This is a genomic window from Microbacterium timonense, from assembly GCF_900292075.1.
Classification (GTDB): Bacteria; Actinomycetota; Actinomycetes; order Actinomycetales; family Microbacteriaceae; genus Microbacterium; species Microbacterium timonense.
In genome coordinates, this window is record NZ_OLMV01000001.1 from 354,729 (window position 1) to 376,332 (window position 21,604).

Consider the following 21,604-nt stretch of genomic DNA (forward strand, 5'->3'; position numbering starts at 1 on the left):
GTTTTCTCCGGGTTGGGGTGAATTGGCGAGTGCCTCGGCCAGCCTACGCGGGCTGCAGGCCGATGGCGACATCGGTGGGGCGGACCGGGGCGGGCAGCTCCGTCTCGCCCATGAGGTAGCGGTCGACGCTGGCGGCGACGGCGCGTCCCTCGGCGATCGCCCACACGATGAGCGACTGTCCGCGACCGGCGTCGCCGGCGACGAACACACCGGGAGCGGTCGTCTGGTAGTCGCCCTCGCGGCGGACGTTCCCGCGCTCGGTGAAGCGCGTGCCGAGCTGGTCCTCGAGCAGCGCCTGCTCGGGGCCGGTGAAGCCCATGGCGATCAGCACGAGGTCGGCCGGGATCTCACGCTCGGTGCCGCTCTTGGGCACGCGACGACCGTCGACGAACTCCGTCTCGGCCACACGCAGCGCGCGGACTTCGCCCGCCTCGTTGCCGAGGAACTCGACGGTGGAGGCGAGGTAGGACCGCTCGCCGCCCTCCTCGTGCGCCGACTGCACCTCGAACAGCGTCGGGTCCATCGGCCACGGCTGGTGCTCGGGACGCTCACCCGGAGGGCGCCGGCCGATCGCGAGGTTGGTCACGCTGAGCGCACCGTGGCGGTGGGCGGTCCCGATGCAGTCCGCACCGGTGTCACCGCCGCCGATGACGACCACGTGCTTGCCCTCCGCGGTGATCTGGTTCGGCACCGCATCGCCGGCCACCGCCTTGTTCGACTCGACGAGGTACTCCATCGCGAAGTGCACGCCGGCGAGGTCACGCCCGGGGATCGGCAGGTCGCGCGGCACGGTGGAGCCGGTCGCGATGACCACGGCGTCGTAGCGGGCGCGCAGGTCGGCCCACGAGATGTCCTTGCCGATCTCGACGCCGGCGCGGAAGCGGGTGCCCTCGTCCTGCATCTGGCGAAGCCGCGCCTCGAGGTGCTTCTTCTCCATCTTGAAGTCCGGGATGCCGTAGCGCAGCAGCCCGCCGATGCGGTCGTCCCGCTCGAACACCGCGACGGTGTGGCCGGCGCGGGTCAGCTGCTGGGCGGCGGCCAGTCCCGCGGGCCCGGAGCCCACGACGGCGACCGTCTTGCCGGTCAGGCGCCCCGGCGGCTCCGGCTCGATCCACCCGTTCGCGAACGCCTCGTCGGCGATCGAGACCTCGACCTGCTTGATCGTGACGGCGGGCTGGTTGATGCCCAGCACGCACGCGCTCTCGCACGGAGCGGGGCACAGCCTGCCCGTGAACTCCGGGAAGTTGTTCGTTGCGTGCAAGCGCTCGCTGGCCGCGCGCCCCTCGCCGCGCCAGGTCAGGTCGTTCCACTCCGGAATGAGGTTCCCGAGCGGGCAGCCCTTGTGGCAGAAGGGGATGCCGCAGTCCATGCAGCGCCCCGCCTGCCGGCGAAGCACGGCCGAGTCGCCCGGCTCATAGACCTCTTTCCAGTCCATGATGCGCACCGGCACGGGCCGCCGCGGCGGCAGCTCGCGCTCGGTGACCTTGAGAAAGCCCTTCGGGTCAGCCACCCGTCACCTCCAGGATGCGGTTCCAGACGACGTCGCCGTCGGGGTCCAGCCCCTCGGCGACCGCCTCCTGGCGGGTCTGCAGCACCGCGGCGTAGTCGCGCGGCAGAACCCGGACGAAGTTGCCCAGCTCGGCCTCGAAGTCGTCGAGGAGAGCCTGGGCGAGAGTCGATTCGGTCTCCGCGACGTGCTGCTCGAGCAGATCGCGGAGGATCTCGGCATCACCGGAGCCCAGTTCGCCGAGTTCGAGCTCGCCGGAGGTCAGCGCCTCACGATTGACGAGCTTGCTGTCCAGCCGGTACACGTAGGCGGTGCCGCCCGACATGCCGGCGCCGAGGTTGCGCCCCGTCGCCCCGAGGATCACGGCCAGACCGCCGGTCATGTACTCGAGCGCGTGGTCTCCCACTCCCTCGACCACCGCCGTCGCCCCCGAGTTGCGGACGAAGAACCGCTCCCCCACGACGCCGCGCAGGAACATCGTGCCCTGCGTCGCCCCGTAGCCGATGACGTTGCCGGCGATGACGTTCTTCGACGCGTCGAAGCCGGCTGCCCGGGGCGGCCGGATCACGATCTGCCCGCCCGAGAGACCCTTGCCGACATAGTCGTTCGAGTCGCCCTCGAGTCGCAGCGTGATGCCGGCGGGCATGAACGCGCCGAAGGACTGCCCGGCGGACCCGGTGAGGTTCACGACGATGCTGCCGGAGGGCAGCCCGTTCTCGCCGTGAGCCCGCGTGACGTGGTGACCCAGCAGCGTGCCGACCGCGCGCTCGGTGTTGCGGATCGGCAGGTCGATCGTGATCCGGCCACCGTGGGCGATCACGTCCTGCGCGCGCTCCAGCAGCGCGACGTCGAAGTGCTCCTCCAGGTCGTGCTTCTGGCCCGTCGTGTTGCGACGGGGCTCGTCGGCGGCGAACACCGGGCCCTCGAGCACCGGACGCAGGTCGAGCCCGCTCGCCTTCCAGTGCTGCACGGCGCCGTCGACGTCCAGCAGATCGGTGCGCCCGATCGCCTCGTCGAGCGTGCGGAAGCCGAGCTGTGCGAGGTACTCCCGCACCTCTTCGGCGATGAACTCCATGAAGTTCACGACGAACTCGGGCTTGCCCGTGAAGCGGGAGCGCAGGACCGGGTTCTGCGTCGCCACACCCACGGGGCACGTGTCCAGGTGACAGACCCGCATCATGATGCAGCCGGAGACCACCAGCGGCGCGGTGGCGAAGCCGAACTCCTCGGCGCCCAGGAGGGCCCCGATGATGACATCGCGCCCGGTCTTCAGCTGGCCGTCGACCTGCACGACCACGCGGTCCCGCATGCCGTTGAGCATGAGCGTCTGCTGCGTCTCGGCCAGGCCCAGCTCCCACGGGGTGCCGGCGTGCTTGAGCGAGTTCAGCGGGCTCGCACCGGTGCCGCCGTCGTGGCCCGAGACGAGGATCACGTCTGCGAGGGCTTTCGCGGTGCCTGCGGCGACCGCGCCGATGCCCGACTGGCTCACCAGCTTCACGTGCACCCGCGCGCCGGGATTGGCGCGCTTGAGATCGAAGATCAGCTGCTTGAGGTCTTCGATCGAGTAGATGTCGTGGTGAGGCGGCGGCGAAATGAGGCCGACCCCGGCGGTGGCGTGACGGGTGCGCGCCACCCACGGGTACACCTTGGTCGGGGGCAGCTGCCCGCCCTCGCCCGGCTTGGCGCCCTGCGCGAGCTTGATCTGGATGTCGTCGGCCTCGGTGAGGTAGAGGCTCGTCACGCCGAAGCGGCCGGAGGCGACCTGCTTGATGGCGCTGCGCCGCTCCGGGTCCAGCAGGCGATCCACATCCTCGCCGCCCTCGCCGGTGTTGGACTTCGCACCCAGGCGGTTCATCGCGATCGCGAGCGTCTCGTGCGCCTCCTTCGAGATGGAGCCGTAGCTCATCGCTCCGGTCGAGAAGCGCTTCACGATCGACGACACGGGCTCGACCTCGTCGATGGGGATGGGTGTGCGGCCCTGCGTCTTCAGCCCGAACAAGCCGCGGAGCGTCTTCAGCTCCTGCGCCTGGTCGTCGACGAGCTTGGTGTACTCGCGGAAGATGTCGTACCGACGGGTCCGCGTCGAGTGCTGCAGCCGGAAGACCGTCTCGGGGTTGAACAGGTGCGGGGAGCCGTCGCGCCGCCACTGGTACTCGCCGCCGGTCCAGAGCCGTTCGTGGGCGCGGACAGCGGCATCCTGCGGATATGCGTAGGCGTGCCGCGCGGCGTTTTCGGCGGCGATGACGTCGAGTCCGACGCCGCCGAGCTTGGACTCGGTTCCCGTGAAGTAGGTGTCGACGAAATCCTGCGAGAGCCCGACAGCCTCGAACACCTGGGCGCCGGCGTACGAGGAGACGGTCGAGATGCCCATCTTCGACATGATCTTCAGCACGCCCTTGCCGAGGGCGTAGATCAGGTTCTTGACGGCCTTCTCGGGCGCGATGCCGGTGATGAAGCCGGCGCGCACGAGGTACTCGACGGTCTCCATCGCCAGGTAGGGGTTGACGGCGGACGCGCCGTACCCGATCAGGGTCGCGACGTGATGGACTTCCCGCACGTCGCCGGCCTCGACCACCAGACCGCACTTCATGCGGGTCTGCTTGCGGATGAGGTGGTGGTGCACCGCTGCCAGCATGAGCAGCGACGGGATCGGGGCGAGGTCCTTGTTGGAGTCGCGGTCGGAGAGCACGATGAACTCGGCGCCGTCCTCGATGGCCTGGTCGACCTCCTGGCACATCTGCTCCAGGCGCTTCTTCATGCCCTTGTGCCCGGCCTCCACGCGGTACAGGCCGCGGATGGTCACCGAGGTGCGCCCCGGGAGGGCGATGTCGATGTGCTGGATCTTCGCGAGCTCGTCGTTGTCGATCACCGGGAAGTCCAGTGTGACGACGCGGGTGTGCTCAGGACCCCACTCGAGGAGGTTGCGCTCCGGCCCCAGCCCGAGCGCGAGGGAGGTCACCACCTCCTCGCGGATCGAGTCCAGCGGAGGGTTCGTCACCTGTGCGAACTGCTGCGTGAAGTAGTCGAACAGCAGCCGCGGACGCTCGCTGAGGACGGCGACCGGGGTGTCGGATCCCATGGCCCCGAGAGGCTCGGCACCCGTCTGGCCCATGGGCGTGAGGAGGATGCGGACCTCCTCCTCGGTGTACCCGAACGTGCGCTGGCGGCGCGTGATCGAGGCGATGGGATGCACGATGTGCTCGCGCTCGGGGAGGTCGGCCAGTCGCACGCGGCCCGCGTCGAGCCATTCCTGCCACGGCTCGAGGTCGGCCAGCTGCGCCTTGATCTCGTCGTCCTCGATGATGCGGCGCTGAGCCGTGTCGACGAGGAACATGCGGCCCGGCCGCAGCCGTCCGCGGCGCTTGATGCGCTCGGGGGCGAAGTCCAGGACGCCGGTCTCGCTCCCGATGACGACCAGCCCGTCGGTGGTCTCGGTCCAGCGGCCGGGACGCAGACCGTTGCGGTCGAGCGTCGCGCCCACGAGGGTGCCGTCGGTGAAGATGAGTGCGGCCGGGCCGTCCCACGGCTCCATCTGCATGGAGTGGAACTCGTAGAACGCCCGCAGCTTGGGGTCGATGTCGGCCTGCTTCTCGTAGGCCTCCGGCACCATCATCATGATCGCGTGCGGGAGGCTCCGCCCGGTGAGGGTCAGAAGCTCCAGCACCTCGTCGAAGGATGCCGAGTCGCTGGCTCCCTCGGTGCAGATGGGCAGCAGCGGACGGATGTCGCCGAGCAGCTCCGACTCCAGCTGCGACTGGCGCGCGCGCATCCAGTTGCGGTTGCCGTTGACCGTGTTGATCTCACCGTTGTGCGCGAGCATGCGCAGCGGCTGCGCGAGCGGCCACGACGGGAACGTGTTGGTGGAGTACCGCGAGTGCACGACGGCGAGTTCGGAGGCGAAGCGCTCGTCCTGCAGGTCGGGGTAGAAGGGCTCGAGCTGGAGCGTGGTGACCATGCCCTTGTAGCCCAGGGTCCGCGCCGAGAGCGAGACGAAGTACGCGTCCAGCTCGGTGCGTGCGCGCTTGCGCAGCCGGAACGTGCGGCGATCCAGCGCGATGCCCGAAAGCGCCGGCTGGTCGCCGACCGACGGCCGTGAGACGAAGAGCTGCTCGAACACCGGCCGCGCCTCGAACGCCAGCTTGCCGAGGTTCTCGTCGGCGGTGGGCACCTCGCGCCACCCGAGCACGGTCAGGTTCTCGGATGCCGCGATCCGCTCGATGCCGGCCTTCTGTGCCGCGCGAGCCTCATCGTCGCGCGGGAGGAAGGCCATACCGGCCGCGTATTCCCCGACCGGCGGCAAGTCGAAGTCCACGACCGCGCGCAGGAACGCGTCGGGCATCTGCGTCAGGATGCCGGCGCCGTCGCCGGTGCCCGCGTCCGAGCCGATCGCGCCGCGGTGCTCGAGGTTGCGCAGGGCCGTCAGCGCCAGGTCGATGATGTCGTGCCCGGCTTCGCCGCGAAGGGTCGCGACCATCGCCAGGCCGCAGGCGTCCTTCTCGAAGGCCGGGTTGTACATCCCCTGCTTCTGCGGAAAGCCGGCTCGGCCGGACGAAGCAGGGGTGATCGCCTCCGGGAAGGCGACGTGACGGGGGCTCGAAGCCATACCTACCGTCCTCACGTTGATAGTCAAGATGGGACGACGTCGGCCCTGGGCGCGCTCTTCGGGAGTGAGCAGCGTTACTTGGTGGCAGGGGTGCTTGTGGCGCTGACCTCTTCGACCTCGGACGCCGGGGGTTCGCTGACGTCGACGAAGTCGTCGGTGTCCTGCGATTGTACAGCCTGTCCGGCCTTCCACTCGCGGCCGGGCACATACGGCGACGGCTCGAAGCCGGGGTGGCGGCGCTTCTGCACGAAGAAGATGAACAGACCCAGCAGCACCCCGAGGATGGCCGCCCACACGTTGGTGCGGATGCCGAGGAAGATGTCGCTGGGATCGATGCGGATCGACTCCCACACGATGCGCCCCGCGCTGTACCACATCAGGTAGACCGCGAACAGGCGCCCCCACTGCAGGCGGAAGCGGCGACCTGCCCACACGATCACGATGACGCCGAGAGCGTTCCAGATCACCTCGTACAGGAACGTCGGGTGGAAGAGGGTGCCCTCCGGCAGGCCGATCGGCCAGGCGGGGTTGGGGTAGTCGATCTCCAGTCCCCACGGCACGTCCGTGGGCAGGCCGAACAGCTCCTGGTTGAACCAGTTGCCGAAGCGGCCGATCGCCTGGGCGAGCAGCAGGCCGGGGGCGAGGGCGTCCGCGAACGTCCAGAACCGGATGCCGGTCCAGCGGCATCCCAGCCACGCGCCGACGGCGCCGCCGATGAGGGCGCCGTAGATCGCGATGCCGCCCTCCCAGATGAACAGCGCCGACCAGGGGTTGGCGCCCTCGCCGAAGTAGAAGCTCCAGTGCGTGAGGACGTGGTAGATGCGCGCGCAGATGATCGCCAGGGGCACGGCCAGCAGCGCGATGTCGATCACGACCCACGGCTCGGCGCCGCGCTTGGTCAGGCGGGCGTTGGTCCACAGCACCGCGACGATGATGCCGGTGATGATGCAGAGCGCGTAGATGTGGATCCGCAGGGGCCCGATGTCGAAGTAGCTGATCGACGGGCTCGGGATGCTGGCGACGACGCTCGCGGCGGCGTTGATCATGGAGAACCGTGTCCTTGGTGGATCCGTGCTGAGGGGTCGGCGGCGCCCGCCGACCTGAAGAGTCTAGTTGGCTCGGCGCGCGGTGCCTGCGGCGAGGCTGCGTGCGGTGGTGGCGAGGCCCTCGAGTCCGCCGTCGCGGAGCGCGCGCACGAGCGCGGTGCCGACGATGGCGCCGTCGGCGTAATCGAGCACTCCGGCGACCTGCTCGGCGTTGGAGATGCCGATGCCCACGCACGCGTGCTGGGCCCCGTGCTCGCGCAGCCGCGCGACGAGCGTGCGGGCCGCGGCATCCAGCTGCGCCCGCTCGCCGGTGATTCCCATGGTCGACACGGTGTACACGAAGCCCGTCGAGCTGCCCACGATGAGGTTCAGCCGCTCATCGGTGGACGTCGGTGCCGCGAGGAAGACGCGATCCAGCCCCGTGCGCTCGCTCGCGCCGATCCACTCGGGTGCCGCTTCGGGCGTGATGTCTGGTGTGATGAGCCCCGCTCCCCCGGCGGCGAGCAGGTCGTCTGCGTACCGGTCGATCCCGTACTGCATCACCGGGTTCCAGTACGTCATGACGAGCACCGGGACGTCGACGCGGCGCGTGATCTCGCGCACCGCCGTGAAGGTGTCGCGCATCCGGAACCCGCGCGCCAGCGCTTCCTGCGTCGCCTCCTGGATGACCGTGCCGTCCATCACGGGGTCGGAGTACGGCGGACCCAGCTCGAGGATGTCGGCGCCGTTCTCGGCGAGGGTGACGGCCGCGTCGATGCTGGTGGGCAGGTCGGGGTATCCGAGCGGCAGATAGCCGACGAACGCGCCCCGGCCGGCGGCGTGGGCGGCCTCGATCGCCGCGGCGACGCGCGAGGTCACAGCTTCTCCCCCTCGCCTTTGGCGGCGTCGTCGTGCGGCGCGGTGGCCGCGGCCGCGGCATCCGTCCCGTCGTCGTAGAGCTGGAAGTAGCGCGCGGCGGTGTCCATGTCCTTATCGCCCCTGCCGGACAGGCATACGGCGAGGATCGCGTCGGGTCCGAGTTCGCGCCCGATCCGCAGCGCGCCGGCCAGCGCATGGGCGGACTCGATCGCGGGGATGATCCCCTCGGTCTCCGAGAGCAGGCGCAGCGCCTGCATCGCCTCGTCGTCGGTGGCCGGGATGTACTCGGCGCGGCCGATCGACGCCAGCCACGCGTGCTCCGGACCGACTCCGGGATAGTCCAGGCCGGCAGAGATGGAGTGCGACTCGACGGTCTGGCCGTCCTCGTCCTGCAGGACGTAGGTCTTGGCGCCGTGCAGCACGCCCGGGCGGCCGCGCTCGATGGAGGCGGCGTGCCGAGGCGTGTCGACGCCGTCGCCGGCGGCTTCGACACCGTAGAGCTTGACGCCCTCGTCGTCGAGGAACGCGTCGAACATGCCGATCGCGTTGGAGCCCCCGCCCACGCACGCGAGGACGGCGTCGGGGAGCCGGCCGGCTTCGTCGAGCAGCTGGGCGCGGGCCTCCTCCGAGATGACCTTCTGGAAGTCGCGCACCATCGCGGGGAACGGATGCGGGCCGGCGGCCGTGCCGAAGATGTAGTTCGTCGACTCGACGCTGGCCACCCAATCGCGGTAGGCGTCGTTGATGGCGTCTTTGAGCGTGCGCGAGCCCGTCTTGACGGGCACCACCTCCGCGCCCAGCAGACGCATGCGTGCGACGTTGAGCGCCTGGCGCTCGGTGTCGACCTCGCCCATGTAGATGGTGCAGTCGAAGCCGAACAGTGCGGCCGCGGTGGCGGTCGCGACGCCGTGCTGGCCGGCCCCGGTCTCGGCGATCACGCGGGTCTTGCCCAGTCGCTTGGTCAGCAGCGCCTGGCCCAGAACGTTGTTGATCTTGTGCGAGCCGGTGTGGTTGAGGTCCTCACGCTTGAGGAACACGCGGGCGCCACCGGCGTGCTCGGCGAAGCGGGCGACCTCGGTGATGGGCGACGGCCGGCCGGCGTAGGAGTGCAGCAGACGCACGAACTCCGCCTGGAAGGCAGGGTCGGCCTTGGCCGCCTCATACTCGGCGGTCAGCTCGTCGATCGCGGCGATGAGCGACTCGGGCATGTAGCGCCCGCCGAACTCGCCGTACAGCGGGCCGGGGGCTTCGCGAAGACTCATGCGGTCTCCCTCCGTTCACCCGTGCCGTGCCCTGCGCCCGCCTCCAGGAAGGCACGCAGGGTCGAGACGGGATCGTTCGTGACGAGAGCCTCGCCGATGAGCACGACGTCGGCGCCGGCGGCGCGGTAGTGCGCGACGTCGGCGGGGGCGAGCACCGCGGACTCGGCGATCTTCACCGTTCCGGCGGGGATGCGGTCCGCCAGTCGTCCGAAGAGGTCGCGGTCGAGCTCGAACGTCGAGAGGTCGCGCGCGTTGACGCCGATGAGCTGCGCGCCGAGGTCGACGGCACGATCCACCTCGTCGGCGGAGTGCGTCTCGACCAGCGCGGTCATCCCGAGATCCCGGGTGAGGGCGTACAGCCGTGCGAGCGTGTCGGGCTCCAGCGCAGCCACGATGAGCAGAAGGAGATCCGCGCCCGAGGCGCGTGCCTCGAGCACCTGGTACTCGGTGGCGATGAAGTCCTTGCGCAGTACGGGGAGCGATACGGCGGCCTTGACGGCTTCGAGGTCCGCGAGGCTGCCCTTGAAGCGACGCCCCTCGGTGAGCACCGAGATGGCTGACGCGCCGCCCTCTTCGTACCGGCGGGCCTGAAGCGCGGGGTCGGGGATCGCGGCGAGGTCACCGCGCGACGGGCTGGCGCGCTTGACCTCGGCGATGATCTTCACGCGGTCGGCGGGCGCGAGTGCTGCCAGGGCGTCGATCGCGGGACGCTGCGCCTGCGCGGCGGCCTCGACGGCAGCAAGGGGCCGCGCCGCTGCGCGCGCCTGGGCATCCTCCACCGCGCCGGCCGTCAGGTCGGCGAGCATGTTCAGTGCTCTTTCGCGACGTACTTCGAGCCGTTCACGCCGTACCCGGCCTTGGCCATGGCCCAGCCGACGATCAGGCCCACGACGAGCAGCGCCGCCGACGCCCACACCAGGGCGGGGATGTCGAGGAAGAAGAAGAGGGTGCCGAGCGACACCGCGACGAGCATGATCACGACGGCCGTCCAGGCGGCGGGCGAGTGTCCGTGGCCGGGGTCGCCGATGTTGTTGCTCATGGATATCTCCTCGTGAAGCCTGGGAAGCGCGGGATGCCGCCAGTCTAGCGGTCAGGCGGTCGGGTCCTGGCCACGCGACAGGTCGTCCCAGTCATCGATGGCACGCGACCCCGCGGCGTCGTGCGGGCGGGGACCGGGTGCGGCTCCGGTGCGCGACACGTCGTCTGTGCGGTAGCGGCGTCCGGTGCGCGACCAGGTGTGCGCCGTCGCGAGGACGCACACGCCGACCAGCACGAGAAGGACCCACCCCACGAGGGTGACGACGGGCCAGGCGGTCGCGGTGATGGAGGCGGCCAGCGCGCCGACGGACTGCTCACCGGCGATGCCGGTGGCCTCGGTCACGACCGACGCGACCGCCGAGACCGGGCGTTCGAGCACCACGCGAGCAGTCAGCCACGCCAGCACGACGGCCATCACGACCGACAGAGCGCCGAAGACGTACCGCAGCGCGAGGCCCACGATCGACAGTGCCGCGCCCAGTGCCAGCACGGCCAGGCTCAGCGGGGCGAGCACCGGCACGGCGGAGGCCCCCGGCACGTCGAGCGCGTGGTGGGCACCGTCGCGCAGCACGACGGTCAGCCAGGTCTGGGTGGACGAGATCACACCGAGCGCGCCGCACGCGATCGTCGCGACGACGGCCAGCAGGCGCACTCTGCGGATCACGCGGGAAGCTCCGGGCCGCGCACCGCGCCGAGATCGTCGGCGTCGAAGCAGGTGCGGGTGCCGGTGTGGCACGCGGGTCCGACCTGCTCGACCTGCACCAGCACCGCGTCGCCGTCGCAATCCAGCCGCGCTTCGCGTACGAGCTGGATGTTGCCCGACGTGTCGCCCTTGCGCCAGTATTCCTGGCGCGAGCGCGACCAGAAGGTCACCCGGCCTTCGGTGAGGGTGCGGCGGAGCGCCTCCGCATCCATCCAGCCGAGCATGAGCACCTCGTGGGTGTCCCACTGCTGGATGATCGCGGCGACCAGGCCGTCCGCGTTGAACGCCACGCGGGCGACACGCTCGTCCACCGTCTCGGTCATGACCTCACCTCCCGTACGGCGATCCCCTCGGCCGTCATCGCGGCTTTCACGTCGCCCACTGTGAGCTGTCCGGAGTGGAAGACCGACGCTGCGAGCACGGCATCCGCTCCCGCGGCGATGGCGGGCGCGAAGTCTTCGGCACTGCCGGCGCCGCCGGACGCGATCACGGGCACGCTGGAGAGCTCGCGCATGAGCGCGACCAGTTCGAGGTCGAAGCCCTGCTTGGTGCCGTCGGCGTCGATCGAGTTGACCAGGAGCTCGCCGGCACCGCGATCGATCGCCTCTCGTGCCCACGCGAGGGCGTCGAGGTCGGTCTCGGTGCGTCCGCCGTGGGTCGTCACGACGAAGCCGGAATCAGTGCGGGGCGAGCGCTTGACGTCGAGCGAGAGCACGAGCACCTGCGCGCCGAACCGGTCGGCGATCTCGTCCAGCAGCGGCGGGCGGGCGATGGCGGCGGAGTTGACGCCGATCTTGTCGGCGCCGACCGACAGCAGCCGGGCGACGTCGTCCGCTGAGCGCACTCCCCCACCGACGGTGAGCGGGATGAACACCTCTTCGGCGGTGCGACGCACGACATCGTAGGTGGTGGCGCGCTCGTCGACCGTGGCAGTGACGTCGAGGAACGTGATCTCGTCCGCGCCCTGGCGGAAGTACTCGCGCGCCAGCTCGACCGGATCGCCCATGTCGCGCAGGTTCTGGAAGTTGACGCCCTTCACGACGCGGCCCCCCGCGACGTCGAGGCACGGGATGACGCGGCACACCAGGCTCATGACGCTGCCCCCGGCATCACAGTCTCGCGTTGTGGATCGCGGTGACGAGGATGGCACGGGCGCCGATCGCGTAGAGCGCGTCCATGACCTGGTTGACGCCCTTGCGCGGGACCATCACGCGCACCGCCACCCATGCCGCGTCCCGCAGCGGGGAGATCGTGGGCGACTCGATTCCCGGTGCGATCTTGACCGCCTCGTCGACGAGCTCAGCGGGAAGGTCGTAGTCGACCATGACATAGCGACGGGCGACCATGACCCCGCGCAGCCGGCGCAGCAGCGTCTCGGTTCCTGCAGCCTCGGTCGGCGCACTGATCAGCACCGCCTCCGACTGCAGCAGCACGGGGCCGAAGATCTCCAGTCCGGCCTGGCGCAGCGTGGTCCCCGTGGAGACGACGTCGGCGACCGCGTCGGCCACGCCCAGCTGGACCGCCGATTCGACGGCGCCGTCCAACGGCACGAGGTCCACGGCGACGCCGTGCTCGTCGAGGAAGGCGTCCACGAGCCCGGGGTATGCGGTCGCGACCCGCACCCCCTCGAGGTCGTGGACGTCATCGAAGCGTCCGGGCGGGCCGGCGAAGCGGAACGTCGAGTCGCCGAAGCCCAGTGCCTCGATCTCCTGGGCACCGGGCATTCGGGCATCCAGCAGCAGGTCGCGTCCGGTGATGCCGACATCCAGTGCACCGGAACCGACGTACGTGGCGATGTCCTTGGGGCGGAGGTAGAAGAACTCGACCTCGTTCTGAGGGTCGATGACGTGCAGGTCCTTCGGATCGCGACGACCGATGTAACCGGCCTCGTGGAGCATCTCGGAGGCGGTCTCGGCGAGCGAGCCCTTGTTCGGCACGGCGATTCGCAGCATGGCAGCGTGTCTTTCGGGTTCGAGGATGGGAGGTGACGCGCGCTCAGAGATGTCGGTAGACGTCTTCGAGGCTCAGTCCCTTCGCGAGCATGAGCACCTGCAGGTGGTACAGCAGCTGCGAGATCTCCTCGGCCGCGGCATCCGTGGACTCGTACTCGGCCGCCATCCATACTTCGGCGGCCTCTTCGACGATCTTCTTCCCGATGGCGTGGACGCCCGCATCCAGCTGTGCGACGGTGCCCGATCCCTCGGGGCGCTCGCTCGCCTTCGCGGCGAGCTCGGCGTACAGCGAGTCGAACGTCTTCACCATGCCAGGGTATCGCCCTTCCACGGGGCCCCTGCCCGCGTTACCGCGGCGATGCGTCTCGTGCCGGGCCGCCGCGTCAGTGGGCGAGGATGCTGAGACCGATGACCAGCGCACCCATCACCGTGGTCGTCAGAACACCCGCGATGCGCCACGGCCATGAGCTGCCGTTGCGGGCGGCGTTGGCGTAGCCGATCACGGCGAGCATGACGATGCCGCTGCCCAGCGCGAGGAAGTACGCCGTGTACTCCTCGATGAGGCCGATCGTCCCGAGGAACAGCAGCGCCGCCGGAACGAGCATCGCGACCAGCATTCCGGAGGCGTGGCGCGCGCCGTCGGCCACGGCGGTCTTCAGCGGCTTCGCGGGCTGCGCCGCCCGGCTGGCCACCACGGCCGCGTAGATGTGCGCGAGCCAGAAGACGACCACGGTGCCCACGACGAACAGGAGGACCTCGAAGTCGGTGTCCTCCTCCCAGCCCACCGCGACGAGCGCCGTCACGAGGACGAGCCCGTAGACGGCGTGTTCGCCGCTGTAGGCATCCAGCACGCGACGCGCTCCGCGGCGGTGGCGCGGTGAGGGGGTCGTGGCCTCGTCATCGGCGGTCATCTTCGTTCCTCGCCTTCAGCGCCGCGTCCGTTCGGCGACGTCAGTGGATGTGACTGCGTGCGCTGTCGCGCAGCGCGGCGATCGCTCTTTCGGGGTCTCCGGCTCCGAACACCGCGGATCCCGCGACGAAGGTGTCGGCACCGGCCTCGGCGGCCTGCGCGATCGTCGACTCGCCGATGCCCCCGTCCACCTGCAGCCACACCGACGATCCCCGTCGGCGGGCCTCATCCGCCAGCCGGCGCAGCTTCGGCATGGTCTCGGGCATGAACGACTGACCGCCGAAGCCCGGTTCGACGGTCATCACCAGCACCTGGTCGAAATCGTCGAGGAGGTCGAACAGCCCGTCCACCGGAGTGGCGGGTTTCACGGCGACCCCCGCGCGGGCGCCGATGTCGCGCAGCCGGCGCGCGAGCGCGACCGGCTCGGTGGCCGCTTCCAGGTGAAAGGTCACCGAGGCGGCACCCAGCTCGGCGTAGCCCGGTGCCCACCTGTCGGGGTCGGTGATCATCAGATGCACGTCCAGGGGCACGGGGCTCGTCTCCTGGATGCGCTCCACCATCTGGGGTCCGAAGGTGAGGTTGGGAACGAAGTGGTTGTCCATCACGTCGACGTGGACGAAGTCTGCGGTCCCGATCCGCGCCAGCTCGGACTGCATGTTGACGAAGTCGGCCGCGAGGATGCTGGGATTGATGCGGATGCCGCGCTGGCGGCCGTCGTCGTCGCTGGGGAGCACGCGTCCATTATGGTCGAGGCTCGCCCTCGGGCCCGGCGGTGTGCGTCACACGCGCCGCAGCAGGGAGATCGACATGGCGTCCGTGTTGTGGCGGTGGGGCCACAGCTGGGTGCGTCCGCTCCCGTCCGCCTGGGCGGGCAGACCCGGATCGGCTTCGGCCAGGGCAGTGACGACCTCACGTGCGGACACCTCCTCGAGCGCGCCCTCCCACTCCCGGCGGATGTCGGCGACCACACCGGCCGTCTCGGCCAGGTGCGGCGAGCACGTGACGTACGCGACGATCCCGCCCGGCTTCAGCGCGCCGATCGCCGCATCCAGCAGTTCCCGCTGCAGCTGGGTCAGCGCGGGCACGTCGCTGGGAGATTTGCGCCAGCGTGCCTCGGGGCGGCGCCGCAGGGCCCCGAGACCGGTGCACGGCGCATCGACGAGGATCCTGTCGTACGTCCCGGGTGCCTCCGCCGCCCGTGTGCGTCCGTCCTCCTCCGACACCGGCACGTCCATGGGAACCCCGGCGAGAGCCTGGCGGACGAGCCCGGCACGCGCCGGCGAGATCTCGTTGGCCTCGAGCCTCGCGTCGTTGCGGAGGGCCTCCGCGGCCAGGACTGCGGTCTTCCCGCCCGGGCCGGCGCACAGATCGAGCCACCGCTCGCCCGCAGTGACGGGGACGGCGCGCGTGAGAGCCAGTGCGGCCAGCTGCGACCCCTCGTCCTGCACGCGGATCCGGCCGCCCGAGCCACGCACCAGCGCGTCGGGGTCGCCACCGCCCAGGCGGAAGCCGATCGGCGAGTACGGCGTCCGGCGCGCGTCGCCGGGTGCATCCGCCAGGTCGGGAAGCGCCGCCATCGTCACGCGTGGTGACGCGTTGTCGGCGGTCAGGAGCGCTTCCAGCTCGTCCGCGCGTCCTTCGGCCGCCAGCGCACGCCGGAACGCCCTGACCACCCACACCGGGTGGGAGAAGAGCAGGCCCAGCTGCTCGTCATCGGAGCGTGCGCTCTCGGCCACGTGGGTCATCCAATCCCCCGGCGTGTCGCGGGAGACCCGCCGGAGCACCGCGTTCGCGAACCCCGCGGCACCGCGGCCGCCGGCGGTGCGCGCCAGCTCGACCGACTCGTGGACCGCCGCATGCGACGCGACACGTGTCGACAGCAGCTGGTGCACGCCGAGCCGCAGTGCGTCGAGCACCCCGGGATCGATGTCGGTCACCGGCCGATCGGCGGCGATCGCGATGACGGCGTCGTACGTGCCCTGACGCCGCAGCGTTCCATACGTCAGTTCGGTCGCCAGTGCCGCGTCCGCCGTGGACAGCCCGGCGCGTCCGATCGCGGCGGGCAGCAGGAGGTTCGCGTACGCGTCGGATTCGTGCACGGCCCGCAGGGTGTCGAAGGCGACGCGGCGGGCGGCGACTGCGCGGCTCACGATCCGGCCACCGCGCTCGTGTCGCGCCGGCCCCGCCACCAGTCCGCTGCCCGCATCGGTCCTCTGCCGGCCGGCTGGACCGTCTCCACGACGATGGGGTCCGACCCGGTGCCGGCGATGACGTGCCGCCCGTGCAGCGCGAGCGCGCCCGGTGCCAGGCGCGGGGCGTCCTGGGGAGCACGCGCCACCGCGAGCAGCTTGAGGCGCGCCCCGTCGATGGTCGTATGCGCGCCCGGCTCCGGGGTGACTCCGCGGATGCGGCCGAGGACCGCCGCCGCCGGCTCCTGCCAGCGGACCCGGCCGTCGTCGTCTCCGAGCTTGGGGGCGAGAGTGGGCTCGCCCTGCTGCGGCTGCGCGACGGCCGAGCCCGCGGCGATCGCGTCCACGACGCCGGCCAGCAGGTCTGCGCCCTCGTCGGCGAGTGTGCTCAGGAGATCTCCCGCCGTCGCGTCAGCGGGGATGTCCACGGCGGTCTCGCCGAAGACGTCGCCCGCGTCCAGCTCCGGTACGAGCTGGAACACGCTGGCTCCGGTGCGGGTGTCGCCGGCGATGAGGGCGTGCTGGACCGGGGCTGCGCCGCGCCAGCGCGGCAGCAGCGAGAAGTGCAGGTTGATCCAGCCGTGGGTGGGCGCCGACAGGAGCGGCTCGCGGACGAGACCTCCGTAGGCGACGATGACGCCCAGGTCGGGGCGCAGCGCGGTGATGCGCTCAGTGACGTCCGTGTCCAGCCGGTCGGCGCGCATCACCGGGATACCCAGCTCGTCGGCGGCTACGGCCACCGGCGACGGAGTCATCACGCGTTTGCGCCCGATCGGCGCGTCCCGCCGGGTCACCACCGCGACCACGTCGTGCGCGCCCGCGGCCAATCGCCGCAGCGACGGCACGGCGGGCGCGGGAGTGCCGGCGAAGACGAGACGCATGGCGCTCCTGAACGTCGAGGGTCACAGATCGAGATCGGGTACGTCGACCCGGACCTTCAGTGTATTGGCGGTCCCTGGTGGGCGTCCCTTGACGGGACGGCGGCCCTTGACGGCATGACCCACGACCGATGCCCGCAGGCTCTCCGTCACCCGCGCCCCGAGGCCGTACTCGAAACGCACGAGCGCACGCACCGTGTCCTCGCGCGCGAGCGGCCCGAGCACCGCGTCGGCGTCGAGCTCGGGAACGGCACGGCGCAGCTCTTGCAGCGCGGTGTCCACGGCACGTCGCGGACCTTCGACCGCCGCCACCCGCACCGTCGGCGGCATCCGAAGCGGCGCCCGATCGGCCAGCTCCGCCCGGGCGTATGCGGCCTGCGTCCATGTCGCCAGCGCGCGCGCGACGTCACCGGTCACGCCGACGAGGTGGACCGGCGCGCCGGGGGCCGCCAGGGCGGCCGCGTTGGACCACCAGCGCAGACACGACTCGCCGATGCGAAGATCGTCGGCCATGAGCATGCGGTCGCCGTCCAGCAGGATCACGGCACGGTAGCCGCCCGCCGCGAGGGGCTCGGCACCGCGGGTGGCGACCACCAGGGCGGGCCGTCCGTCGACCTCGGCGACAGGGTGGTCGCCGTCGGCGACGATGACGCGGATGCCGGGGAACGCGCGCCCCAGTTCGTCGGCGGTCCGTTCACTGCCCGACGACGCCATCCGGAGCATCGTCGAGGAGCACTGCGGGCACGTCCATGCGTGCGCCGACCGCCCGCACCACGAGCAGGTCGGCACGGCGCCGTGCCGGGCAGCGTGCAGGGGTCCGCCGCAATGCGCGCAGCGCGCCGGATGCCGGCACTGGGCGCACACGAGGACCGGCGCGTACCCCGGTCGCGCCACCTGCACGAGCACGGGCCCCGTGGCCAATGCCTCACGCGCGGCCGCGAACACCGAGGATGGCACCCGCGCCGAGTGGGATTCACCCTCCCTCGTCGCGCTGAGCACGACCCGGGGGCTGACGCGGCGTGCCGGCGGCACGTCGCGGACCCAGCCGACCCCCACCAGCCGCTCCACGTCTGTCGTGCGCGTGTGGCCGGCGAAGAGGAGAGCGCCGCCTTCGAGCTCCTGCCTGAGCAGCGCCGCGTCGCGCGCGTGGACGCCGGGACTGAGCGGCTCGGCCAGCAGCGGGTCGCCGTCGTCCCACAGCGCCACCAGGCCGAGTGTCGAGACCGGCGCATACACGGCGGAGCGATTGCCGATCACGACACAGGGGGCGTCGGCGAGGGTGCGCAGGAATGCCGCGTAGCGCGCGGGTCCGCTCTGCTTCGCGTCGTCGCGGACGAGCGCGTCGGCGGGGACACGGGCGCCCAGGGCCGCCTCGAGCTGAGCACGGTCCCGGTGGTCGGGGACGGCGATGACCGTGCTGCGCCCGGCGACGAGGGCATGAGTCGCCGCCGCCGCCAGCAAGAGCGCCCAGCTGCCGACCACGGCACCGTCTGCCAGCGCTGCCGGCACAGGTGGAGCGTCGAGCGCGACCCGCTCGCCGCCGTCCAGCGCCTGCGTGAGACCGGGGTACGCGGCCAGGACGGCATCGGCCCACTGCACGTGCTCGTCCTCGACCGCCGGATGCGGTGGCGGGTCCGCCGCGAGCCAGGCCTTCTCGGCGCGCACCATGCGCTTGGGGATCGCCAGGCGGAGGATGTCGCCCGCGGAGCCGGCGGCGCGGTCGGCGGCGCGCCGGGCCAGCGAGTACAGGGCCGGGGTCAGCACCGGGACCGGAGAGACGACGGCCTCCAGCTGCGAGAGCGGCCGGTCCGAGGCATCCGGTTCCCCCACCTCGACGAGGAGCCCGTCCACGACGCGTCCGGCGCTGCGCAGCGGCACCCGCACGCGCACACCCGGCAGCGCCTCGTGGGCCAGCTCCGCGGGGATCTCGTAGTCGAACAGACGGTCCAGCTGCGGCAACGGCGACTCGATCAGCACGCGGGCGACGCGGCGCACGCGGGCGGCGCCGGGCCCGTGATCTTCGTCGTGCACCGCGGTCACGCGGCCGGTGTCAGAGTCCCGCTGCCGCGCGGAGGGCGTCCGCGCGGTCGGTGCGCTCCCACGTGAAATCGGGCAGCTCACGGCCGAAGTGACCGTAGGCGGCCGTCTGCGCGTAGATGGGGCGCAACAGGTCGAGCTGATTGATGATCGCCTTGGGGCGCAGGTCGAACACCTCGAGGATCGCGGATGTGATGGCGTCGTCGGAGACGCGGCCGGTGCCGAACGTCTCGACGTACAGCCCCACCGGCTTGGCCTTGCCGATGGCGTACGCGACCTGCACCTCGAGGCGGTCGGCCAGACCGGCGGCGACCGCATTCTTGGCCACCCACCGCATCGCGTAGGCGGCGGAGCGATCGACCTTGGACGGGTCCTTCCCGCTGAAGGCGCCGCCGCCGTGACGGGACGCCCCGCCGTACGTGTCGATGATGATCTTGCGGCCGGTGAGGCCGGCGTCGCCCTTGGGGCCCCCGATGACGAAGGGCCCGGCGGGGTTGATGTAGTACTTCACGTCCGGCAGCTCCAGCCCGGTCGCCTCGAGCACCGGGTCGATCACCTCCGCGCGAACCGCGGCGCGCAGTGCCTTCTGCGAGATGTCGGGGTGGTGCTGCGTGGACAGCACGACGGATTCGACCGTCCGGGGCGTCTGGCCCTCGTAGCCCAGCGTGACCTGCGTCTTGCCGTCCGGCCGCAGGAACGGCAGTGCGCCCGAGCGGCGCACCTCTGCGAGGCGCTCGGCCATGCGGTGCGCCGTCCACGCCGCCATGGGCATGAGCTGCGGGGTCTCGGTCGTGGCGTACCCGAACATGATGCCCTGGTCGCCGGCCCCCTGCAGGTCGTGGGGGTCTTCGGACCCGTCTTCGCGGCGCTCGAACGCCTTGTCGACGCCGGCGGCGATGTCGGAGGACTGCGCGCCGATCGACACGCTGACGCCGCACGAGTCACCGTCGAAGCCGGTGTCGCTGGAGGTGTAGCCGATGCGGTTCACGACCTCTCGCACGATGGCCGGAATCTCGACGTACGCCGACGTCGAGACCTCACCCGCCACGTGGACGAGGCCCGTCGTGACCAGCGTCTCGACGGCGACCCGGCCGTCGGGGTCTGCGGTGAGGATCGCGTCGAGGATCGAATCCGAGATCTGGTCGCAGATCTTGTCGGGATGCCCCTCCGTGACGGATTCGGACGTGAACAGACGCAGATCGGTCATCGAAACTCCAGTAGTCGTGGACCCGGTCGCCGTGCGCGCACGACCGACTCGCGGGCGGACACCAGTATGCCCCCGACGACGGACAACTCCGTCTTCGAGGGCATCGGGTCGTAACGGATCACTCCGCGCGGCGAAGGCGCAGCTTGTCCTCGTGGATCTCGTGCAGGGCGATCGTCAGCGGCTTGTCCTCGACGGTGGAGTCGACCAGCGGGCCGACGTTGTCGAACAGGTTGCCCTCGTGCAGGTCCGAGTAGTAGTCGTTGATCTGACGGGCGCGCTTGGCCGCGTAGATCACCAGCTGGTACTTCGAGTCGACCTTCTCGAGCAGGCTGTCGATGGGGGGCTCGATGATGCCCTGGTTCGTTCCGGCCATGGCGAAACCTCCTGGATCGGATGTCGGGGTGGAGTCTGCGGAGCCTCGGGGTGCCGAGGCATCCCACCATTCTACGGGACGCCGTCGTCGCGCAGGCGCCGGCCTCACCGCGCGAGGCGCGCGACCTCCTCTGCGGCGCGCGCCACGTCGTCGTTGACGACCCGGTAGTCGAACTCCGCCTGGGAGGCGAGCTCCGTCTTCGCGGTGCGCAGGCGTCGCGCCCGCTCGGCGGCGTCCTCGGTGCCTCGCCCGACGAGCCGGTGCACCAGCTCGTCCCAGCTGGGAGGCAGCAGGAACACGAGCGTCGCGGCGGGATCGGCCTGGCGGACCTGACGGGCGCCCTGCAGGTCGATCTCCAGCAGCACGGTGCGACCCTCGGCCAGGGCCTTCTCGATCGGGGCTCGCGGGGTGCCGTACCGGTGGGCGTTGTGCACGGTCGCGTGCTCGAGGAGCTCTCCGGCGGCGATCATGCGGTCGAACTCGGCGTCGTCGACGAAGAAGTAGTGCTCGCCGTCGACCTCGCCCGGTCGCGGCGCGCGCGTGGTGGCCGAGACGGAGAGCAGGATCTCGGGGTGGTGCTCCTTGATGTGCGCGGCGACGGTCCCCTTGCCCACGGCGGTCGGCCCGGCCAGGACCACCAGCCGACTGCGACCGCCACGCGGCTTCAGCTCCGGCCACCGGCTGTCGAGGAAGCGGCGCAGGTCCTCGCGCTGGCGCGAGCCGAGCCCGCCCAGGCGCTTCACCGGCGAGATCTCGAGGTCGTGCAGGATGCGGTCGCGCTTGCCCTCCCCGATCGCGGGGATCGCGGTGAGGAATTCGGGCACGCGCATCGCACCGGCCGGCGATGCCGGGTCGGCCAGGGCGCGCCGCAACAGCTCCTGCGGCGTGATGACCCGCATCGCGACATCCTTCTTCAGCGCGGCGCGCTCGCGTCGAGCGGCGACCGCACGGCGAGACGCGGCCACTCTGTCGACGTCGGGCGGCTGCGCGCCGGGGTTCCGGGGCAGAGCCCCGTCGGATACAGAGCGCGAATCGGGCATG

General features: G+C 71.1%; 20 protein-coding genes. All 20 read right to left on the reverse strand.

The features are described from left to right. Positions 1-43: 43 nt before the first annotated feature. A complete protein-coding gene (locus tag C9992_RS01760) occupies positions 44-1,510 on the reverse strand; it encodes a glutamate synthase subunit beta (protein ID WP_106813876.1) in 1,467 nt (488 codons plus the stop codon). Beyond that, complete coding sequence (gene gltB / locus C9992_RS01765) at positions 1,503-6,110, reverse strand: glutamate synthase large subunit (RefSeq protein WP_106813877.1); 4,608 nt, start codon at positions 6,108-6,110, stop codon at positions 1,503-1,505. The genes C9992_RS01760 and gltB overlap by 8 nt, the downstream gene beginning before the upstream one ends. A 74-nt stretch (positions 6,111-6,184) precedes the next feature. Then, positions 6,185-7,156 (reverse strand): prolipoprotein diacylglyceryl transferase, encoded by a 972-nt coding sequence (gene lgt / locus C9992_RS01770; protein ID WP_106813878.1) that lies wholly within the window; start codon positions 7,154-7,156, stop codon positions 6,185-6,187. Positions 7,157-7,219: 63 nt separating this feature from the next. Beyond that, positions 7,220-8,014 carry a tryptophan synthase subunit alpha gene (gene trpA, locus C9992_RS01775; RefSeq protein WP_106813879.1) on the reverse strand — a complete coding sequence of 265 codons (795 nt, stop codon included), beginning with the start codon at positions 8,012-8,014 and terminating at the stop codon, positions 7,220-7,222. Then, entirely contained in the window at positions 8,011-9,276 is a 1,266-nt protein-coding gene (trpB, locus tag C9992_RS01780; RefSeq protein ID WP_106813880.1) for a tryptophan synthase subunit beta, read from the reverse strand. The genes trpA and trpB overlap by 4 nt, the downstream gene beginning before the upstream one ends. Then, positions 9,273-10,082: an indole-3-glycerol phosphate synthase TrpC gene (gene trpC, locus C9992_RS01785; RefSeq protein ID WP_106813881.1), complete on the reverse strand. Its 810-nt coding sequence runs from the start codon at positions 10,080-10,082 to the stop codon at positions 9,273-9,275. The genes trpB and trpC overlap by 4 nt, the downstream gene beginning before the upstream one ends. Before the next feature lie 2 nt (positions 10,083-10,084). After that, a complete protein-coding gene (locus C9992_RS01790; RefSeq protein WP_106813882.1) occupies positions 10,085-10,315 on the reverse strand; it encodes a DUF6704 family protein in 231 nt (76 codons plus the stop codon). Between the two features lie 51 nt (positions 10,316-10,366). Then, positions 10,367-10,978, reverse strand: coding sequence for a Trp biosynthesis-associated membrane protein (locus C9992_RS01795; protein WP_327316578.1), 612 nt, complete (start codon positions 10,976-10,978; stop codon positions 10,367-10,369). Continuing rightward, on the reverse strand, positions 10,975-11,340 hold the full coding sequence (gene hisI / locus C9992_RS01800) for a phosphoribosyl-AMP cyclohydrolase (RefSeq protein ID WP_106813883.1): 366 nt from the start codon (positions 11,338-11,340) through the stop codon (positions 10,975-10,977). Before hisI ends, C9992_RS01795 begins: the two co-directional genes overlap by 4 nt. Next, positions 11,337-12,110 (reverse strand): imidazole glycerol phosphate synthase subunit HisF, encoded by a 774-nt coding sequence (gene hisF / locus C9992_RS01805; RefSeq protein WP_106813884.1) that lies wholly within the window; start codon positions 12,108-12,110, stop codon positions 11,337-11,339. Before hisF ends, hisI begins: the two co-directional genes overlap by 4 nt. Positions 12,111-12,126: 16 nt before the next feature. Continuing rightward, positions 12,127-12,969 carry an ATP phosphoribosyltransferase gene (hisG, locus tag C9992_RS01810; protein ID WP_106813885.1) on the reverse strand — a complete coding sequence of 281 codons (843 nt, stop codon included), beginning with the start codon at positions 12,967-12,969 and terminating at the stop codon, positions 12,127-12,129. A gap of 43 nt (positions 12,970-13,012) precedes the next feature. After that, positions 13,013-13,276, reverse strand: a complete 264-nt coding sequence (locus C9992_RS01815) for a phosphoribosyl-ATP diphosphatase (RefSeq protein WP_106814581.1) — start codon at positions 13,274-13,276, stop codon at positions 13,013-13,015. A gap of 76 nt (positions 13,277-13,352) precedes the next feature. Next, positions 13,353-13,880 (reverse strand): hypothetical protein, encoded by a 528-nt coding sequence (locus C9992_RS01820; RefSeq protein WP_106813886.1) that lies wholly within the window; start codon positions 13,878-13,880, stop codon positions 13,353-13,355. Between the two features lie 40 nt (positions 13,881-13,920). After that, positions 13,921-14,613, reverse strand: a complete 693-nt coding sequence (rpe, locus tag C9992_RS01825) for a ribulose-phosphate 3-epimerase (RefSeq protein ID WP_106813887.1) — start codon at positions 14,611-14,613, stop codon at positions 13,921-13,923. Positions 14,614-14,658: 45 nt separating this feature from the next. Then, positions 14,659-16,029: an RsmB/NOP family class I SAM-dependent RNA methyltransferase gene (locus C9992_RS01830; RefSeq protein ID WP_106814582.1), complete on the reverse strand. Its 1,371-nt coding sequence runs from the start codon at positions 16,027-16,029 to the stop codon at positions 14,659-14,661. After that, positions 16,026-16,949 carry a methionyl-tRNA formyltransferase gene (fmt, locus tag C9992_RS01835; protein ID WP_106813888.1) on the reverse strand — a complete coding sequence of 308 codons (924 nt, stop codon included), beginning with the start codon at positions 16,947-16,949 and terminating at the stop codon, positions 16,026-16,028. The genes C9992_RS01830 and fmt overlap by 4 nt, the downstream gene beginning before the upstream one ends. A gap of 21 nt (positions 16,950-16,970) precedes the next feature. Next, a complete protein-coding gene (locus C9992_RS01840; protein ID WP_407662203.1) occupies positions 16,971-18,986 on the reverse strand; it encodes a primosomal protein N' family DNA-binding protein in 2,016 nt (671 codons plus the stop codon). Positions 18,987-18,996: 10 nt separating this feature from the next. Then, positions 18,997-20,190, reverse strand: coding sequence for a methionine adenosyltransferase (gene metK, locus C9992_RS01845; RefSeq protein ID WP_106813889.1), 1,194 nt, complete (start codon positions 20,188-20,190; stop codon positions 18,997-18,999). A 118-nt stretch (positions 20,191-20,308) separates the two neighbouring features. Then, the gene (gene rpoZ, locus C9992_RS01850) at positions 20,309-20,563 is read right to left on the reverse strand and encodes a DNA-directed RNA polymerase subunit omega (protein ID WP_106813890.1); all 255 of its coding nucleotides are present in this window, start codon (positions 20,561-20,563) and stop codon (positions 20,309-20,311) included. Positions 20,564-20,667: 104 nt separating this feature from the next. After that, on the reverse strand, positions 20,668-21,603 hold the full coding sequence (gene gmk, locus C9992_RS01855) for a guanylate kinase (RefSeq protein WP_106813891.1): 936 nt from the start codon (positions 21,601-21,603) through the stop codon (positions 20,668-20,670). Between the last annotated feature and the right edge of the window lies 1 nt (position 21,604).

Excerpts from the sequence above, each read along its gene's own strand:
- gmk (WP_106813891.1), bottom strand. The coding sequence starts at position 21,603 with ATGCCCGATTCGCGCTCTGTATCCGACGGGGCTCTGCCCCGGAACCCC.
- hisF (WP_106813884.1), bottom strand. The coding sequence starts at position 12,110 with ATGAGCCTGGTGTGCCGCGTCATCCCGTGCCTCGACGTCGCGGGGGGC.
- trpC (WP_106813881.1), bottom strand. The coding sequence starts at position 10,082 with ATGCTCGCCGACCTGACGGCCGGCGCGGTGGAGGATGCCCAGGCGCGC.
- hisG (WP_106813885.1), bottom strand. The coding sequence starts at position 12,969 with ATGCTGCGAATCGCCGTGCCGAACAAGGGCTCGCTCGCCGAGACCGCC.
- rpoZ (WP_106813890.1), bottom strand. The coding sequence starts at position 20,563 with ATGGCCGGAACGAACCAGGGCATCATCGAGCCCCCCATCGACAGCCTG.
- trpB (WP_106813880.1), bottom strand. The coding sequence starts at position 9,276 with ATGAGTCTTCGCGAAGCCCCCGGCCCGCTGTACGGCGAGTTCGGCGGG.
- C9992_RS01790 (WP_106813882.1), bottom strand. The coding sequence starts at position 10,315 with ATGAGCAACAACATCGGCGACCCCGGCCACGGACACTCGCCCGCCGCC.
- hisI (WP_106813883.1), bottom strand. The coding sequence starts at position 11,340 with ATGACCGAGACGGTGGACGAGCGTGTCGCCCGCGTGGCGTTCAACGCG.
- gltB (WP_106813877.1), bottom strand. The coding sequence starts at position 6,110 with ATGGCTTCGAGCCCCCGTCACGTCGCCTTCCCGGAGGCGATCACCCCT.
- C9992_RS01820 (WP_106813886.1), bottom strand. The coding sequence starts at position 13,880 with ATGACCGCCGATGACGAGGCCACGACCCCCTCACCGCGCCACCGCCGC.
- metK (WP_106813889.1), bottom strand. The coding sequence starts at position 20,190 with ATGACCGATCTGCGTCTGTTCACGTCCGAATCCGTCACGGAGGGGCAT.
- fmt (WP_106813888.1), bottom strand. The coding sequence starts at position 16,949 with ATGCGTCTCGTCTTCGCCGGCACTCCCGCGCCCGCCGTGCCGTCGCTG.
- lgt (WP_106813878.1), bottom strand. The coding sequence starts at position 7,156 with ATGATCAACGCCGCCGCGAGCGTCGTCGCCAGCATCCCGAGCCCGTCG.